This is a genomic window from Nonomuraea maritima (assembly GCF_900100395.1).
GTDB lineage: Bacteria > Actinomycetota > Actinomycetes > Streptosporangiales > Streptosporangiaceae > Nonomuraea > Nonomuraea maritima.
In genome coordinates this window covers 205392-220525 of the sequence record NZ_FNFB01000006.1, presented here as the reverse complement: position 1 = coordinate 220525, position 15134 = coordinate 205392, and the positions used below count along the sequence as shown (strand labels likewise).

Here is a 15134-nt window from a genome sequence, read left to right as displayed (position 1 = left end):
CGCGGTTCATGCGGTGGCGGGCCGATGGCGCTGACGGGGCGCGCGGGCCTGCTCGCGGCCCTCGGGATCGTCGTGGTGCTGCTCGCGCCGCAGCCGGGCGCCGCGCTGGCCGGGGTCTGCCTGCTGCTGGCCGCCGGGATCGTCATCGACCTGGCGTTCGCCGGTCCGGTGCGCCCGCTGCGCTTCCACCGCTCCGGCGACACCCTGATCAGGCTCGGCGAGCGGGCCACGGTCGAGCTGGTGGTGGAGAACGCGGGCGACCGGCGCGTACGCGGTCTGCTGAGGGACGCCTGGCCGCCGTCGGCGGGGGCGGCTCCGCGGGTGGCGCGCGTCGACGTGCCCGCCGGTGAACGCCGCAAGGTCGTCATGACGCTCACCCCGACGCGGCGCGGCGACCGCTCGTCCGTGGCAGTGACCGTGCGCTCGCTGGGGCCGCTGGGCCTGGCCGCCCGGCAGGGCACCCATCAGGCGCCGTGGACGGTGCGCGTGCTGCCGCCGTTCCTGTCGCGCAAGCACCTGCCGTCCCGCCTGGCCAGGCTGCGCGAGCTGGACGGACGGCACCCGGCGCTGGTCCGCGGGCAGGGCACCGAGTTCGACTCCCTGCGCGAGTACGTGGTGGGCGACGACGTGCGCTCCATCGACTGGCGGGCGACCGCGCGCCGCGATGACGTCGTCGTGCGCACCTGGCGTCCCGAGCGCGACCGCCGGGTGCTGATCGTGCTCGACACCGGACGCACGTCCGCCGGCCGGGTGGGCGAGGCGCCCGTCCCCCTTGCTGGCGCCACGCCCGATCCCGGCGGCCTGCTGCCCCGGCCCGATCCGCTGCCCACGCCGGGCTGGCCGCGGCTCGACTGGTCGATGGACGCGGCGCTGCTGCTCGCGGCGCTCGCCGCCCGGGCGGGCGACCGGGTCGACTTCCTCGCCCACGACCGGGCCGTACGCGCCTGGGTGAGTGGGGCGGCGCGTACCGAGCTGCTGTCCACGCTGGTCAACGCGATGGCGCCGATCGAGGCGGAGCTGGTCGAGGCCGACGCGCAGGGCATGGTGGCGGCGGTCCTGGCGCGGGCCAAGCGGCGCTGCCTCGTGGTGCTGCTGACCGACCTCAACCCCGCGGCCCTCGACGAGGGACTCATGCCGGTCCTGCCGCAACTGTCGGCGCGGCACCTGGTGCTGGTGGCCGGGGTGTCCGATCCGCGCGTCACGGCCATGGCGGCCCGCCGCGGCACGGCCGAGGAGGTGTACGACGCCGCGGCGGCCGAGCAGGCCCGGCTCGGGCGGCGGCGCATCACGGCCCGGCTGCGGCGGCACGGCGTCGAGGTCGTGGACGCGTCGCCCGACGACATCGCGCCCGCTCTCGCGGACGCGTACCTCGCGTTGAAGGCCGCCGGACGCCTGTGACCGTGGTCAGGCGGCCGGGGCGACGTCGGGTGCGCGTTCGAGATCGCCGGTCTCGTCCCTGGCCACCGCCCTGCGGCCGAGGACGACCACGTACGCGATGAAGGCGGCCTCGGCGAGCACGCCGATGCCGACGCGCGCCCACGTCGGCAGCCCGGAAGGCGTCACGAACGCCTCGATCAGCCCCGACACGAACAGCACCACGACCAGCCCCAGAGCCACGCTCATCACGGCCCGGCCCTGCTCGGCCAGCACCTCGACGCGCCTGCGCGGGCCGGGGTCGATGACCTTCCAGCCGAGCCGCATGCCGACGGCCGCCGCGAGGAACACCGCGGTCAGCTCCAGCAGCCCGTGCGGCAGGATCAGGCCGAAGAAGATGTCGAGCTTGTCGCGGGAGGCCATGAGCCCGCCGGACGCGGCGACGTTCGCGGCGTTGACGTACAGCAGGTAGGGGATCGGTAGCCCGAGCACCACCGCGAACGCGATGGTCTGGAGGGCCAGCCACGCGTTGTTGGTCCACACGCGACCGGCGAAGGAGGCGGCCGGGTTCTCGGAGTAGTAGTCGGCGAAGTCCTCGTTGACGAGCTGCGTGATCTGCTCGGGGCTCGCGATCGTGGCCTGCACCTCGGGGTTGCCCGCCACCCACGCGCCCATCACGAACGCCACCGCCACGAACGCGAGCGAGGTGACGAGCCACCACCACCGCGCCCGGTAGGCGACCACGGGGAACGACACCGTGAAGAAGCGCGTCAGCTCGCGCCAGGCCGGGGCGTGCGCGCCCGTCACCGCGGAACGCGCCCGCGCCACCAGCGCCGACAGGCGCCCGACCAGCATGGGGTCGCGCGAGGACGAGCGGACGATGGACAGATGCGTCGACACCCGCTGGTAGAGCTCCACCAGCTCGTCCACCTCGGCGCCCGTCAGGGACGAGCGGCTCTTGACGAGCTGGTCGAGCCGGTCCCAGGCGGGGCGGTGTGCCGTGACGAACGCGTCGATGTCCACCCGAACATTCTGGCCGCTCGATCGACGGGGAAGAGCCGTTAGGCTCCACATATGTCAGAGGTTGTGACCGGCGACGCGGTCGTCGTCGAAGTGCGCGTGGCCCAGATGCCGTCCCGTGCGCTGGCGATCGTGATCGACCTGGTCGTCCAGTTCGTCGTGATGTTCGTCGCCTATGCCCTGCTGGGGGCGTTCGCGCCGATCACCGACCTGGCGATGTTCTCGGCGGTCATGCTGGTCATGATCATTGCGGTGATGGTCGGCTACCCGGTCGCCTTCGAGTCCCTGAGCAGGGGCCGCAGCCTCGGCAAGCTGGCGCTCGGCCTGCGGGTGGTCAGCGACGACGGCAGCCCTGAGCGCTTCCGGCAGGCGCTGTTCCGCGGGCTCGCCGGGATCGTGGAGCTGTGGCTGCTGTCGGGGGCGCCCGCGCTGATCGCGTCGCTGGTCTCGCAGCGGGGCAAGCGGCTCGGCGACGTGTTCGCCGGCACCATCGTGATCTCCGAGCGGGCGCCGCGCCAGGCGTACCAGAGCGTCGTGATGCCGCCGCAGCTCGCGGGCTGGGCGGCCGCGCTTGAACTGTCCCAGCTCCCCGACCAGACGGCGGAGGCCGCCCGCCAGTACCTGACGCGCTGGCACGAGCTGTCGCCCGCGGTCCGGCACGAGATGGGGATGCGCATCGCGGCGCAGGTGGCGACGTTCGTCTCGCCCGCGCCGCCCGCCGGAGCGCCGCCGCACGCGTACCTGAGCGCCGTCCTGGCCGAGCGCCGGCGCAGGCAGGAGGCCAGGTTCGCGCAGGGGCCCGGCGCCGTCACTCCCCCGCAGGCTCCTGACATGCGGCAGGCCCCGCCGTGGCAGCCGCCACAGCAGGGCCCCGCTCCGGCGCCACCCGTCCCGGAGCCGCCGCAGGCGACTCCGGGCGGGTTCGCGCCGCCCCAGTGAGTACGGTTCAGCCGGTCAGTGGCGGTGACCGCCGCCGTACGACTCCTGGGTCTGCACGTTCAGGTCGTCCATGCGGACGTGCTTGGCGCCGTCCGTCAGCTTGTCCTTGATCTGGACGACGTCGAGGCCCTCGTTGAAGTCGGCCGCGTAGATGTAGCCGTTGTAGTAGTACGCGGACCAGATGCCGCCGCCCGAGCCGTCGGAGCGCGGGCCGCGGTCGAAGTAGCCGATCTCCCTGGGCCGCGCCGAGTCGGTGAAGTCCCAGATCGACACGCCGCCCATGTACCAGGCCTGGACCATGATGTCGCGGCCCTTGACCGGGATGAGCGAGCCGTTGTGGGCGACGCAGTTCTCGGTGTCGTCCTGGTGGCGCGGCAGCTTGAAGTAGCTCTTGAAGACGAGCTGACCGCGCTTGATGTCGAAGATGGCGTCCGCGCCGCGGTTGGGGCCGACCGTCTCGTTGCAGGTGGCCGCGCCGCCGCCGCCGAGCTCGTCGGTGAAGACGACCTTCGTGGCGTCGTTGTTGAACGTGGCGGAGTGCCAGAACGCGAAGTTCGGGTCGGTGGTCCGCGCCGTGATCCGCGGGTTGAGCCGGTCGGAGATGTCGAACAGCACACCGTCGCCCATGCAGGCGCCCGCCGCGATGTCCTTCTCGGCGTAGACGGTGATGTCGTGGCAGCCGCTGGTCGGCAGCAGCAGGCCGGGCTGGGTCTCGTTGCCGCCGTCGGGGAAGACGACCGGCGTGGCGGCGAGCTCGGCGGCGGCCGCGTTCTTGAGCGGCACCTTGATGACCGAGATCTTGTCGTGCGGCGGCTGGCAGTCGGGGAACGTCGCCGACGGCGAGTACGACGAGACGTACACGTAGACGTTGCGCTTCTTGTCCGGGCCCTTGCCTGGCACCACCGTCAGCGTGTGCGAGCCGCAGTTCGTCTCCACCGACTTGATGTAGCGCGGGTTCGCCTTGTCGGAGATGTCGAAGATGCGAACGCCTTCCCACGACTCCTTGACCGCGGCGCTCTGCGACGTGCTGTTGCACGAGTCGTCGCTGCGCGAGGCGTCGACGGCGCCGAAGAGCAGGTCGCCGTAGACGCTGACGTCCATCTGGGCGCCGGGGCAGACGACCGAGCTGACGACCTTGGTCTTCTTCGGGTTCTTGATGTCGTAGATGGAGAAGCCGCCGTAGTTGCCGACGAACGCGTAACCGCCCTGGAAGGCGATGTCGGTGTTGATGGTGCCGGCGATGGGGGTCGGCTTCGGGACGTTCAGGACGTGAGTCACGTTCCGGCTGGTGACCACGGTGTCGGGGGGCGGGATGTCGGTGGCCTGCGCCGGCATGCCCGCCAGCGCTAATGCCGTCGCGGCGGCCGCCACGACGGCGAGGGCACGACGTGCGAATGACACTCGGGAGCCTCCTTGATCACTGTGTCCGGTGGGACCTGTCGAACGCGGAGAGCAAAAGGGGGCGGTGAGGGCCGGTGCGGCCCTCACCGCCGAGGATCAGTGACGACCGTGCTCGGGGTACGAGGTCTGCGACTGCGTGTTGAGGATGTCCATCTTCACGCTCTTCGCCTGGTTCGTACGCGGGTCGGTGATCTTCAGCACATCGAGGCCCAGGTTGAAGTCGGAGCCGTAGATGTAGCCGTTGTAGTAGTACGCCGACCAGAAGCCGCCGCTCAGCGGAGGCGCGGTGCTGTCGGGGCCGCGCTCGAAGAAGCCGATCTCCTTCGGGTGGGCCGAGTCGGTGAAGTCGACGACGGAGATGCCGCCCTGGTACCAGGCCTGGACCATGATGTCGCGGCCCTTGACCGGGATCAGCGAGCCGTTGTGGGCGACGCAGTTCTCACTGTCGTCCTGGTAGCGGTCGATCTTGAAGTAGCCCTTGAAGACCATCTTGCCGCCGACGATGTCGTAGTAGGCGTTGGCGCCCCGGTTCGGCCCGATGGCCTCGTTGCAGGTCGCCGCGCCGCCGCCGCCGAGCTCGTCGGTGAAGATGACCTTGGTGGCGTCGTTGTTGAACGTGGCGGAGTGCCAGAAGGCGAAGTTGGTCTCGTCGCGGACGGTCGCGGTGACCCGAGGCTGCTCGGGGTCGCTGATGTCCATGAGGATGCCCTCGCCCATGCAGGCGCCCGCCGCGATGCCCTTCTCCGGGTAGGCGGTGATGTCGTGGCAGCCGGTCGTCGCCGACTTGCCGTTCGGGTACGAACCCGGGACGCCGGGGAAGCCGCCGTCCGGGAACAGGTTCGGCGTGCCGACGACGGACGCGGCCGTCGGGTCGTTCACCGGAACCTTGATGATCGAGATCAGGTCGTGCGGCGGCTGGCAGTCGGGGAACGACGCGCTCGGGCTGTAGGACGAGACGTAGAGGTAGACGTCCTTGCCCTTGCGGTCAGGCACCAGCGTGTGGGTGTGGGAGCCGCAGTTCGTCTCGACCGACTTGATGTAGCGAGGGTTCGCCTTGTCGGAGATGTCGAAGATGCGGACGCCCTCCCACGACTCCTTGACCGCGGCGCTCTGCGACGTGCTGCTGCAGGAGTCGTCGCTGCGGGAGGAGTCGACGGAGCCGAACAGCAGGTTGCCGTAGACGCTGACGTCCATCTGCCCACCGGGGCAGACGACCGAGCTGACGACCTTCGTCTTCTTCGGGTTCTTGATGTCGTAGATCGAGAACCCGGAGTAGTTGCCCACGTAGGCGTAGTCGCCCTGGAACGCGATGTCGGTGTTGATGTCGGCCAACGGCGCCGGCTTCGGGATGTTGGCGACGTGGCTGATGTTGGCGCTCTTGGCGATCTCGCCTGGAGCCGGGATGTCCGATGCCTGTGCGGCCGGCGCGAAACCGGCGAAGGCGACGAGGGACGCGATCAGTACCGCGGCCCTTCGGGGGGTGAACACTCGGGAACCTCCGATAAAGGGGGCATAAATCTACGCAATCCTTACTCCAGAGCCGAACGGATACTAGCGGCCAATCTGTCAAATTTTGTTCCGGTTCGATACCTTCCATTCCATCCAATCTTCACCTAAAGTTCGCATTCTTACCGAGCCAGCATGGCTTGCCGCGTCAGCATGGGAGGTTGGGTGCGCTCCGCGCTCATCGTCATCGTGGGCACGGTCGTTGCCCTCTCCGGATGCAGCTCCAGCGCCACGCAGCAGGCGCCCAGGGCCGACTCGACCGCGCCCGTGATCGCTCCGGGCCGTCCCGGCGAGCAGGCCAGGACCCTGGGGCCGGAGGAGGCCGCGACCGCGGTGCCCTCGCCGACGGCGAACGCGGCCGACATCACCTACGTCCAGGACATGATCGTCCATCACCGGCAGGCGCTGGACATGGCGCTGCTCGCCCCCAACCGGGCGGAGAACGAGCGGGTCAAGGGCCTCGCGGACCGGATCCAGGCCGCCCAGGGGCCGGAGATCCAGTTCATGACCAACTGGCTGCAGCAGCAGGACCAGAAGGTACCCGACCACCATGCCGCGCACGAGGGCATGCCGGGGATGGCCACGCCCGAGCAGATGGAGTCGCTCAAGACCGCCAAGGGCAAGGACTTCGACCGGCTGTTCCTGGAGCTGATGATCAACCACCACCTCGGTGCCATCAAGATGTCCGAGCAGGTCCTGACCGACGGCACCCACATCCGCGTCGAAGAACTCGCCGCCGACGTCAATGTCACCCAAACCGCCGAAATCCGCCGCATGCAAGAACTCCAGTCCCAGCTGTAGCTTCGCGAGGCGGGGACCGCGCGCGCAGGTGGGGTCAGGAGCCGGTGCGCCAGGAGTGGAGGTAGGTTTCCTGGTCGTCCGTCAGGGTGTCGATGGCGATGCCGGTGGCCTGGAGTTTGAGGCGGGCCACCTCGTGGTCGATCTCCTCCGGTACGTCGTACACGCCCGGCGCGAGCCCGGCCCGCTCCCCCGCGAGCCAGGCCACGGCGAGGGCCTGGGCGGAGAAGGACATGTCCATGACAGCGGCCGGGTGCCCTTCTGCGGCGGTCAGGTTGACCAGCCGGCCCTCGGCGAGCAGCAGCAGGCGTCGGCCGTCGGGCATGACGTACTCGTCGGTGTTGGGCCGTACGCCTCTGTGCACCTCGTGGGCGAGCTCGTCCAGCGCCCGCACGTCGATCTCGACGTCGAAGTGTCCGGCGTTGGCCAGGATCGCGCCGTCCCGCATGGCCGACAGGTGCTCGGCCCTGATCACGTCGCGGTTGCCCGTGACGGTGACGAACAGGTCGCCGAGCAGCGCCGCCTGGGCCATCGGCCGCACCTCGTAGCCCTGCAGCGTGGCGTCGAGCGCCTTGACGGCGTCGATCTCGGTGACGATGACCCGGGCGCCGAGCCCCTTGGCCCGCTCGGCCACCCCGCGCCCGCAGAACCCGAAGCCCGCCACCACCACCGTACGACCGGCCAGCATGGTGTTGGTCGCCCGCATGATGCCGTCGAGCGTCGACTGCCCGGTGCCGTACCGGTTGTCGAACATCCGCTTGGTACGGGTGTCGTTCACCGCCACGACAGGGAAGCGCAGCGCGCCCTCGGCCGCCATCTGGCGCAGCCGGATGATGCCGGTCGTGGTCTCCTCGCACCCGCCGCTGACCTGCTCCAGCAGGTCGGTGCGCTCGGTGTGCAGGATGTTCACCAGGTCGCAGCCGTCGTCCAGCACCAGGTCGGGCTCGACGTCGAGCGCCCGGTGGATGTGCCGGTAGTAGGTGGCCCGGTCGACCCCGGCGCGGGCGTGCACCTCGATGCCGTAGTCGCGCAGCGCCGCCGCCACGTCGTCCTGCGTCGACAGCGGGTTGGACGCCGCCAGCGCGATCTGCGCGCCGCCCGACTTCAGCGCCCCCATGAGCACGGCCGTCTCGGCGGTGACGTGCAGGCAGGCGGCGATCCGCAGCCCGTCGAGCGGCCGTTCGAGCGCGAACCGCTCGCCGATCGCCGTCAGCACCGGCATCGAACGCGCGGCCCAGGAGATCTGCCGCTCACCGCTGTCACTGAGATCCATCGGGTGCCTTCAAACCGAAGAACACGGCCAGGGACGCGCGCGTCACGGCGCCCGGCCCGTGAGCCCTCACGACCGGCCAGGACGGACGGCTCGGGGCTACGGCGCGTGCGGCCGACCTGGCCTGCCGTAAAGGAAGGGTGGAAGCGCTCCGCGAGGAGCGCCTCCAGCGTCGCGTGCGCGGGCGCTCCTGACGGAGAGGACCCCGTCAGGAGCGCCCGGCCGCCGACGGTCTAGTAGCGGTAGTGGTCGGGCTTGTACGGCCCCTCCACGTGGACGCCGATGTAGGCCGCCTGCTCCTTGGTCAGCTCGGTGAGCTTGACGCCCAGAGCGTCGAGGTGGAGGCGGGCGACCTTCTCGTCGAGGTGCTTCGGCAGCGTGTAGACGCCGATCGGGTACTCGGCGGTCTTGGTGAAGAGCTCGATCTGCGCGATCACCTGGTTGGTGAACGAGTTGGACATGACGAAGCTGGGGTGGCCGGTGGCGCAGCCCAGGTTCATCAGCCGGCCCTCGGCGAGCACGAGGATCGAGTGGCCGTCGGGGAAGACCCACTCGTCGACCTGCGGCTTGATGTTGATCCTGGTGATGCCCTCGGTGCGGGCCAGCCCGGCCATGTCGATCTCGTTGTCGAAGTGGCCGATGTTGGAGACGATCGCCTGGTGCTTCATCTGCGCCATGTGGGCGGCGGTGATGATGTTGAAGTTGCCGGTGGTGGTGACGAAGATGTCGGCGATGCCGACGACCTCGTCGAGCGTCGTCACCTGGAAGCCGTCCATGGCGGCCTGGAGGGCGCAGATCGGGTCGATCTCGGTCACGATGACGCGGGCGCCCTGGCCGCGCAGCGCGTCGGCGCAGCCCTTGCCGACGTCGCCGTAGCCGCAGACCACGGCCACCTTGCCGCCGATCAGCACGTCGGTGGCGCGGTTGAGGCCGTCGATGACGGAGTGGCGGCAGCCGTACTTGTTGTCGAACTTCGACTTGGTGACCGAGTCGTTGACGTTGATCGCCGGGAAGAGCAGCTGGCCGTTCTTGTGCATGTCGTAGAGACGGTGCACACCGGTCGTGGTCTCCTCGGTGACGCCCTTGATGCTCTCGGCGATCCTGGTCCACTTCTTGTCGGCGCCGACCGTGCGGGTGAGCAGGTCGATGATGACGTGCCACTCCTCCGGGTCGTCGGCCGTGGCGGGCGGCACGGCGCCGGCCTTCTCGTACTCGGCGCCCTTGTGGACGAGCAGGGTGGCGTCGCCGCCGTCGTCGAGGATCATGTTGGGGGCGCTGCCGTCAGGCCAGGTGAGGGCCTGCTCGGTGCACCACCAGTACTCCTCCAGGGTCTCGCCCTTCCAGGCGAACACCGGGACGCCCTTGGGCTCGTCGACGGTGCCGTCGGGGCCGACGACGACCGCGGCGGCGGCGTGGTCCTGCGTGGAGAAGATGTTGCAGCTGACCCAGCGGACCTCGGCGCCGAGCGCCACCAGCGTCTCGATGAGGACGGCCGTCTGGATGGTCATGTGCAGCGAGCCCATGATCTTCGCGCCGCGGAGGGGCTGAGAGGCCGCGTACTCCTTGCGGACCGCCATGAGGCCGGGCATCTCGTGCTCGGCGAGCCGGATCTCCTTGCGGCCGAAGTCGGCAAGTGAAAGGTCTGCGACCTTGAAGTCCATCGGGTTTCCCCTCGCGTCACTGATGTTGTCTGCGTCGAGTTTAGGCGCCGCTCGTACGGGATCGCATCTCGGGAAGCCTGAATCTGACGTAAGAATGTAAGAATGCGCATCACGGAAGCCGCGAAGCGGCTCGGCATGTCACCCCGCATGCTCCGGTACCGAGAGGCCCTCGGGCTGTTGCCCCCGGTCCGCGAGCAGGGGGCGCACCGGCGCTTCGGGCCCGACGACCTGTCGGCCGTGGCCCACGGCGTCGAACTGGAGAAACGCCTCGACGTGTCGCCGGCCGAGCTGGCGTTCGCGCTCCGCGTGCTCACCGAGCCCGCGGTGGCCGCGGCTGTCCGCGACCTCGGGGTACGGATCGGCCGCATCCAGGCACCCCGCAGGGCCCTGGACTTCGAGAAGGAGAAGGCGCTGCGCCTCCTGCGCTCCGCGGACGGCCCGTCGCGCGGCTAGGACGACGCCCGCGACGACGACCGGTCGAGGTCGGGCTCCAGGTAGATCACCCGGGCGATCGGCACCGCCTCACGGATGCGCCGCTCGGCCTCGTCGATGCCGCGCGCCACCTCGGCGGCCGTGTCGTCGTGGGCGACGGCGATCTTGGCGCCCACGAGCAGCTCCTCAGGGCCGAGGTGCAGCGTGCGCATGTGGATGATCCGCTCGACCTCGGGCGTGCTCTCCAGCGCGCGCCGGATCAGCTCTTCCGACTCAAGCGATGCGCTCTCGCCGACGAGCAGCGACTTGGTCTCGATGGCCAGGACGACCGCGATCACGGCCAGCAACAGGCCGATCATCAGGGTGCCGATGCCGTCCCAGACGCCGTTGCCGGTGACGACCGCCATCGTCACACCGAACAACGCGAACACCAGACCGAGCAGCGCGCCGAGGTCCTCCAGCAGGATGACCGGCAGCTCGGGCGACTTCGCGCGCCGTACGAACGACACCCACGACTGCTTGCCGCGCAGGACGTTCGACTCCTTGATCGCCGTACGGAACGAGAAGCCCTCGGCGATGATCGCGAAGATCAGCACGGCGAACGCCCAGATGGGCGACTCGACCGCGTGAGGGTCGGAGATCTTGTGCACGCCCTCGTAGACGGAGAACGCCGCGCCGATCGTGAACAGCACGACCGCCACCACGAAGGCGTAGAAGTAGCGCTCGCGCCCGTAGCCGAAGGGGTGCTCCCGCGTGCTCGCCCTGGCCGCCCGCTTGCCGCCGATCAGCAGCAGGAGCTGGTTGCCCGAGTCGGCGACCGAGTGGATACCCTCGGCCAGCATCGAGGAGGAACCAGTGAAGAACGCCGCCACGAACTTGGCCACGGCGATGGACAGGTTCGCGGCCAAGGCCGCAACGATCGCTTTCGTACCGCCGCTCGCGCTCACCGATGTGCTCCAGTCCAAACGATCACGACAGAAGGTTAGATACGGATCCTATGGGGAAATCCGGGCCTTCACTTCCGTGATCGCCGACATCGGCGACGGATCGACGCCGTAGCCCAGCGCCAGGTAGGTGCTCGCGTAGTCGCCGAGCACGATCAGGTGGGCCAGCCGCTCCAGCGGGTGCTCGCCCTCGGCCGCGATCTCGGTGACCGGCACGTCGTGGTCGCGCGCCGACCGCAGCGACGCCTCCCGCCGCACCGCCACCTGCGGGTGCTCGTCGACGTCGCGCAGGACCACCAGGCGGAGCGCACGCACCGCGTTGTCGGCGAAGATGTCACGCTCGGCCAGCGGCCCGTCGAACGTCGCGACCTGGTGGTGCCCTGCCTCGGGCAACTCGCCGTGGACCGCGGGGTACTTGGCGTTCGCGTTCAGCTGGCACACCAGCCGGTACGCCGCCACCGACGTCAGCGCCGAAGTCCCCCACACCATGGGGATGCTCTCGGCGAGGTCGAGCGCGAGGGCCTTGCCCGGGTTGATGAAGGAGTCGCTGGACGGCCGGCAGCGGTTCGCCATGTCCTCCAGCGACTTGGCCACCCGCTCGAACAGATCGGCGTCGGCCTGGACCAGCCGCAGCGCGGCCGCCGCCGCGATCACCGGCACGGCCAGCAGCCACAGGTTGGCCCGCGACTGCCCGCTCACGGGCACCGGCACGTGCACGGCCGACGCCTGCCGGGCAACGGCCTCCAGCGGGGAGCCCGGCGGCCCCACGGCGAGCACCGAGCAGCCACGGCGCACCGCCTGCGTGGCAACGGACAGCGTCTCCTCGGTACGGCCCGAGCCGGAGACGGCGACGACCAGGTCAGTGGCACCCACCCAGCCGGGAAGCTGGAACGAGCGCACGGTCACGATCGGCAGCGGGGCGCCGTTGCCGGCGATGGCCGCCAGCATGTCGCCGACGACACCGGAGCCACCCGTGCCCGCGACCACGACGGCGCGCGGGCGGCCGTGGGTGGCCAGCCGATCGATGCCCGCCTCGACGGCGGCGCGGTAGCCGGTGCGTACGTGCGCCGCCGAGGCGGCGACCGCCGGCAGCATGCCGCCGGGGTCGGCCTCGGAGAGATGACGCTGGTCGTCGAGCCGCTCCGGCTCCCAGGTCACGGCTTCCTGGCCTCGTCGACGAGCAGGACGGGAATGTCGTCTCTGACCGGGTAGACCAGGCCGCAGCCCGTGCAGGCCAGCTCGTCGGCCTCGGTCTCAGCCCGCAGGGGCGCCTTGCACGCCGGGCACGCCAGGATCTCCAGCAGCCAGTCGTCGATCTTCACTCTGACACCTTTCCCACGATCGTGAGGACTTCGTCCCTGATCGCCGTCATCTTGGTCTCGTCGGCCGCCTCAGCGTTGAGCCTGAGCAGCGGCTCGGTGTTGGACGGCCGCAGGTTGAACCACCAGCCGGAACCGCTGACGGTGAGCCCGTCGAGCTCGTCGAAGGTTCCGCGACCGGCGAACGCCTCGCGCACCCGGCGCAGCGCGTCGTCCTGGTCGGACACCGCGCTGTTGACCTCGCCCGAGGCGTGGTAGCGCGAGTAGGCCGCCACGACCTGCGACAGCGGCCGGCCCTGCTCGCCGAGCGCGGCCAGCACGTGCATCGCGGCCAGCATGCCGGAGTCGGCGAACCAGAAGTCTCTGAAGTAGTAGTGGGCCGAGTGCTCGCCCCCGAAGACCGCGCCCGTACGCGCCATCTCGGCCTTGATGAACGAGTGCCCCACCCGTGTGCGCACCGGAAGCCCGCCGTGCTCGCGCACGATCTCGGGCACGCCCAGCGACGTGATCAGGTTGTGGATGACCGTCGCGCCGGGGTGCTTGGCCAGCTCGCGGACGGCGACCAGGGCGGTGATGGCCGACGGCGACACCGACGCGCCGTGCTCGTCGACCACCCAGCACCGGTCGGCGTCGCCGTCGAACGCGAGGCCGAGGTCGGCGCCGCTGTCGCGGACGGCCCGCTGCAGGTCGAGGAGGTTCTGCGGCTCCAGCGGGTTGGCCTCGTGGTTCGGGAAGCTGCCGTCGAGCTCGAAGTAGAGCGGCACCAGCTCGATCGGGAGCCCGTCGAACACGGCAGGAACGGTGTGGCCGCCCATGCCGTTGCCCGCGTCGACGACGACCTTCAGCGGACGGATGCCCGACAGGTCGACCAGCGTGCGCAGGTGGCGGGCGTAGCCGCTGAGCAGGTCTTTCTCGATCAGCGAGCCGCCCTGTTCGGAGACCGGTGCGCCGAGCAGCTCGGCCGCGCGGTCGCGGATCTCGATCAGGCCCGTGTCACCGCCGATCGGCACCGCGCCGGCGCGGCACATCTTCATGCCGTTGTAGCGGGCGGGGTTGTGGCTGGCCGTGAACATGACGCCGGGCAGCCCGAGGCTGCCGCTGGCGTAGTAGAGGAGGTCGGTGGAGCCGAGGCCGGCGTGCACGACGTCGGAGTGACGTGAGCGGGCGCCGCGGATGAACGCCGCGGCCAGCGGGGGCGACGAGTCGCGCATGTCGTGCGCGACGACGACCGAACGCGCGCCGGTCACCTCGACGAAGGCGGCTCCCACGGCTTCGGCGGCAGGCTCGTCGAGCTCGGCGGGCACTACCCCGCGAACGTCGTACGCTTTGAAGATCTTGGCGAGATCGCCCACTCTCCAGCTCCGCCCTAGGTCGTTTCCTTCGTGTGAAACGAGCCTACCGGTCGCGGTGCTGCTGGGCCGACCTCAATACGCGCAGGTGCCCGCGGCGGCCGACCTCGACCCCCTGCCCGACCGGCTCGCCGCTGCCGGACGTCGTGGGCCGCGCGGCTTCCCGCACCGCGTTGGCCAGAGCCTCGAGGTCGTCGGAACTGGGTGAGGCGCCGTCGGTCGGCAGGCGGACCACCTCCCACCCGCGGGGGGCGGTCAGCCGTTCGGCATGTTCGGCGCACAGGTCATAGCAATGCGGCTCCGCGTACGTCGCCAGGGGGCCGAGGACAGCGGTCGAGTCGGCGTACACGTACGTGAGCGTGAAGACGGCAGGCTGGCTGCAGGCGGTGCGGGAACAACGGCGGACGGGGCTCACGGAGGGACCGTATACGGTAAGACTGCGAGGCGCCACTATCTGAGCACTCTTAACGAGCGTGTCGCCACAATTCGGACACCTGTCGCAGGCTTTCCACCCACATGCCCCGAAGGCGCCGCCCCTGGTGCCGCCCGGACGCCGTCGTTCCCTCTCCCGGCTTCCCCACCTCGCCACCTGCCCAATCACCAGAACCCCGCCGATGTTGCCCCACATCCGCGACACCGTTCCCGATGACGCCGGGCGCGGGCCCGTACACTTGCTGGCGTGACAGACAAGCGCGGTCCTCGGCGACGCGATCGCCACGGTCGCGGCCTGCGCGGACCGCTCGCCCCCTCCCACGTCCCCATGGCCAAGTCCCGCAGCGAACGCTTCGACGACCTGGTGCTCGACGCCGTCGACCGGCTGCGGCCACGGTGGGAGCGGCAGCTGTCGGCGGTCGAGTTCGCGGTCGAGGACGTCCCCCCGCTGAGCGAACTCGGCGACAGCCCGCAGCTCGGCTCAGACCCCATCCCGCTGGGCCGCGCCGACGCCGCCACCGGCCAGTCGCCCGCGTCGGTGGTGGTCTACCGCCGGCCGCTCGAGGCGCGGGCCCGCGACCGCGAGTTCCTCGGCGCCCTGGTGCACGACACGGTGGTGGAGCAGGTCGCCACGCTGCTCGGCCTGTCGCCGGAGACCGTCGACCCCGGTTACGACGACCGCGGGTGAC

At 70.4% G+C, this 15134-nt stretch carries 15 protein-coding genes; 5 read left to right on the top strand and 10 right to left on the bottom strand.

The window, feature by feature from the left end; translation table 11 throughout:
- Positions 1 to 24 precede the first annotated feature (24 nt).
- Positions 25 to 1398 carry a DUF58 domain-containing protein gene (locus tag BLR04_RS13550; protein WP_090763597.1) on the top strand — a complete coding sequence of 458 codons (1374 nt, stop codon included), beginning with the start codon at positions 25 to 27 and terminating at the stop codon, positions 1396 to 1398.
- Between the two features lie 6 nt (positions 1399 to 1404).
- Here the strand turns inward: BLR04_RS13550 and BLR04_RS13545 are convergent, their stop codons facing one another.
- The gene (locus BLR04_RS13545) at positions 1405 to 2397 is read right to left on the bottom strand and encodes a stage II sporulation protein M (protein ID WP_090763594.1); all 993 of its coding nucleotides are present in this window, start codon (positions 2395 to 2397) and stop codon (positions 1405 to 1407) included.
- Between the two features lie 51 nt (positions 2398 to 2448).
- Here BLR04_RS13545 and BLR04_RS13540 point away from each other — a divergent pair, with 51 nt between their 5' ends.
- Positions 2449 to 3333 (top strand): RDD family protein, encoded by an 885-nt coding sequence (locus tag BLR04_RS13540; RefSeq protein WP_176903064.1) that lies wholly within the window; start codon positions 2449 to 2451, stop codon positions 3331 to 3333.
- A 15-nt stretch (positions 3334 to 3348) separates the two neighbouring features.
- Here the strand turns inward: BLR04_RS13540 and BLR04_RS13535 are convergent, their stop codons facing one another.
- Positions 3349 to 4734: an LVIVD repeat-containing protein gene (locus tag BLR04_RS13535; protein ID WP_090763591.1), complete on the bottom strand. Its 1386-nt coding sequence runs from the start codon at positions 4732 to 4734 to the stop codon at positions 3349 to 3351.
- A 96-nt stretch (positions 4735 to 4830) separates the two neighbouring features.
- Positions 4831 to 6222: an LVIVD repeat-containing protein gene (locus BLR04_RS13530; protein WP_090763589.1), complete on the bottom strand. Its 1392-nt coding sequence runs from the start codon at positions 6220 to 6222 to the stop codon at positions 4831 to 4833.
- Between the two features lie 183 nt (positions 6223 to 6405).
- Here BLR04_RS13530 and BLR04_RS13525 point away from each other — a divergent pair, with 183 nt between their 5' ends.
- The gene (locus BLR04_RS13525; protein ID WP_090763587.1) at positions 6406 to 7041 is read left to right on the top strand and encodes a DUF305 domain-containing protein; all 636 of its coding nucleotides are present in this window, start codon (positions 6406 to 6408) and stop codon (positions 7039 to 7041) included.
- A 34-nt stretch (positions 7042 to 7075) separates the two neighbouring features.
- Here the strand turns inward: BLR04_RS13525 and BLR04_RS13520 are convergent, their stop codons facing one another.
- Together BLR04_RS13520 and ahcY are read right to left on the bottom strand one after the other, a co-directional pair.
- Positions 7076 to 8311 carry an adenosylhomocysteinase gene (locus BLR04_RS13520; RefSeq protein ID WP_090763584.1) on the bottom strand — a complete coding sequence of 412 codons (1236 nt, stop codon included), beginning with the start codon at positions 8309 to 8311 and terminating at the stop codon, positions 7076 to 7078.
- Positions 8312 to 8541: 230 nt separating this feature from the next.
- Positions 8542 to 9969 carry an adenosylhomocysteinase gene (gene ahcY, locus BLR04_RS13515; RefSeq protein ID WP_090763582.1) on the bottom strand — a complete coding sequence of 476 codons (1428 nt, stop codon included), beginning with the start codon at positions 9967 to 9969 and terminating at the stop codon, positions 8542 to 8544.
- Positions 9970 to 10071: 102 nt separating this feature from the next.
- On the opposite strand from ahcY, the gene BLR04_RS13510 reads away from it, so the two are divergent.
- Positions 10072 to 10422: a MerR family transcriptional regulator gene (locus BLR04_RS13510; RefSeq protein ID WP_090763579.1), complete on the top strand. Its 351-nt coding sequence runs from the start codon at positions 10072 to 10074 to the stop codon at positions 10420 to 10422.
- Here the strand turns inward: BLR04_RS13510 and BLR04_RS13505 are convergent.
- From BLR04_RS13505 to BLR04_RS13485, 5 genes are read right to left on the bottom strand one after another with little or no spacing between them, the layout of a single operon-like run.
- A complete protein-coding gene (locus BLR04_RS13505; protein WP_090763577.1) occupies positions 10419 to 11348 on the bottom strand; it encodes a cation diffusion facilitator family transporter in 930 nt (309 codons plus the stop codon). The two genes, BLR04_RS13510 and BLR04_RS13505, sit on opposite strands and share 4 nt — an antisense overlap.
- 48 nt (positions 11349 to 11396) lie before the next feature.
- Positions 11397 to 12503: an SIS domain-containing protein gene (locus tag BLR04_RS13500; protein WP_218128875.1), complete on the bottom strand. Its 1107-nt coding sequence runs from the start codon at positions 12501 to 12503 to the stop codon at positions 11397 to 11399.
- On the bottom strand, positions 12500 to 12667 hold the full coding sequence (locus BLR04_RS13495) for a Trm112 family protein (protein WP_090763574.1): 168 nt from the start codon (positions 12665 to 12667) through the stop codon (positions 12500 to 12502). Before BLR04_RS13495 ends, BLR04_RS13500 begins: the two co-directional genes overlap by 4 nt.
- Positions 12664 to 14016 carry a phosphomannomutase/phosphoglucomutase gene (locus BLR04_RS13490; RefSeq protein ID WP_090763571.1) on the bottom strand — a complete coding sequence of 451 codons (1353 nt, stop codon included), beginning with the start codon at positions 14014 to 14016 and terminating at the stop codon, positions 12664 to 12666. The genes BLR04_RS13495 and BLR04_RS13490 overlap by 4 nt, the downstream gene beginning before the upstream one ends.
- Positions 14017 to 14059: 43 nt before the next feature.
- Positions 14060 to 14428, bottom strand: a complete 369-nt coding sequence (locus BLR04_RS13485) for a DUF3499 domain-containing protein (protein ID WP_090763568.1) — start codon at positions 14426 to 14428, stop codon at positions 14060 to 14062.
- Between the two features lie 264 nt (positions 14429 to 14692).
- Between BLR04_RS13485 and BLR04_RS13480 the strand changes: the two genes are divergently transcribed.
- The gene (locus BLR04_RS13480; RefSeq protein WP_245740230.1) at positions 14693 to 15133 is read left to right on the top strand and encodes a metallopeptidase family protein; all 441 of its coding nucleotides are present in this window, start codon (positions 14693 to 14695) and stop codon (positions 15131 to 15133) included.
- The last annotated feature ends 1 nt before the right edge of the window (position 15134 follow it).

Bases quoted from the DNA above. Each gene is read 5' to 3' on its own strand.
- BLR04_RS13520 (WP_090763584.1), bottom strand. From the start codon at position 8,311: ATGGATCTCAGTGACAGCGGTGAGCGGCAGATCTCCTGGGCCGCGCGT.
- BLR04_RS13510 (WP_090763579.1), top strand. From the start codon at position 10,072: ATGCGCATCACGGAAGCCGCGAAGCGGCTCGGCATGTCACCCCGCATG.
- BLR04_RS13540 (WP_176903064.1), top strand. From the start codon at position 2,449: ATGTCAGAGGTTGTGACCGGCGACGCGGTCGTCGTCGAAGTGCGCGTG.
- BLR04_RS13550 (WP_090763597.1), top strand. From the start codon at position 25: ATGGCGCTGACGGGGCGCGCGGGCCTGCTCGCGGCCCTCGGGATCGTC.
- ahcY (WP_090763582.1), bottom strand. From the start codon at position 9,969: ATGGACTTCAAGGTCGCAGACCTTTCACTTGCCGACTTCGGCCGCAAG.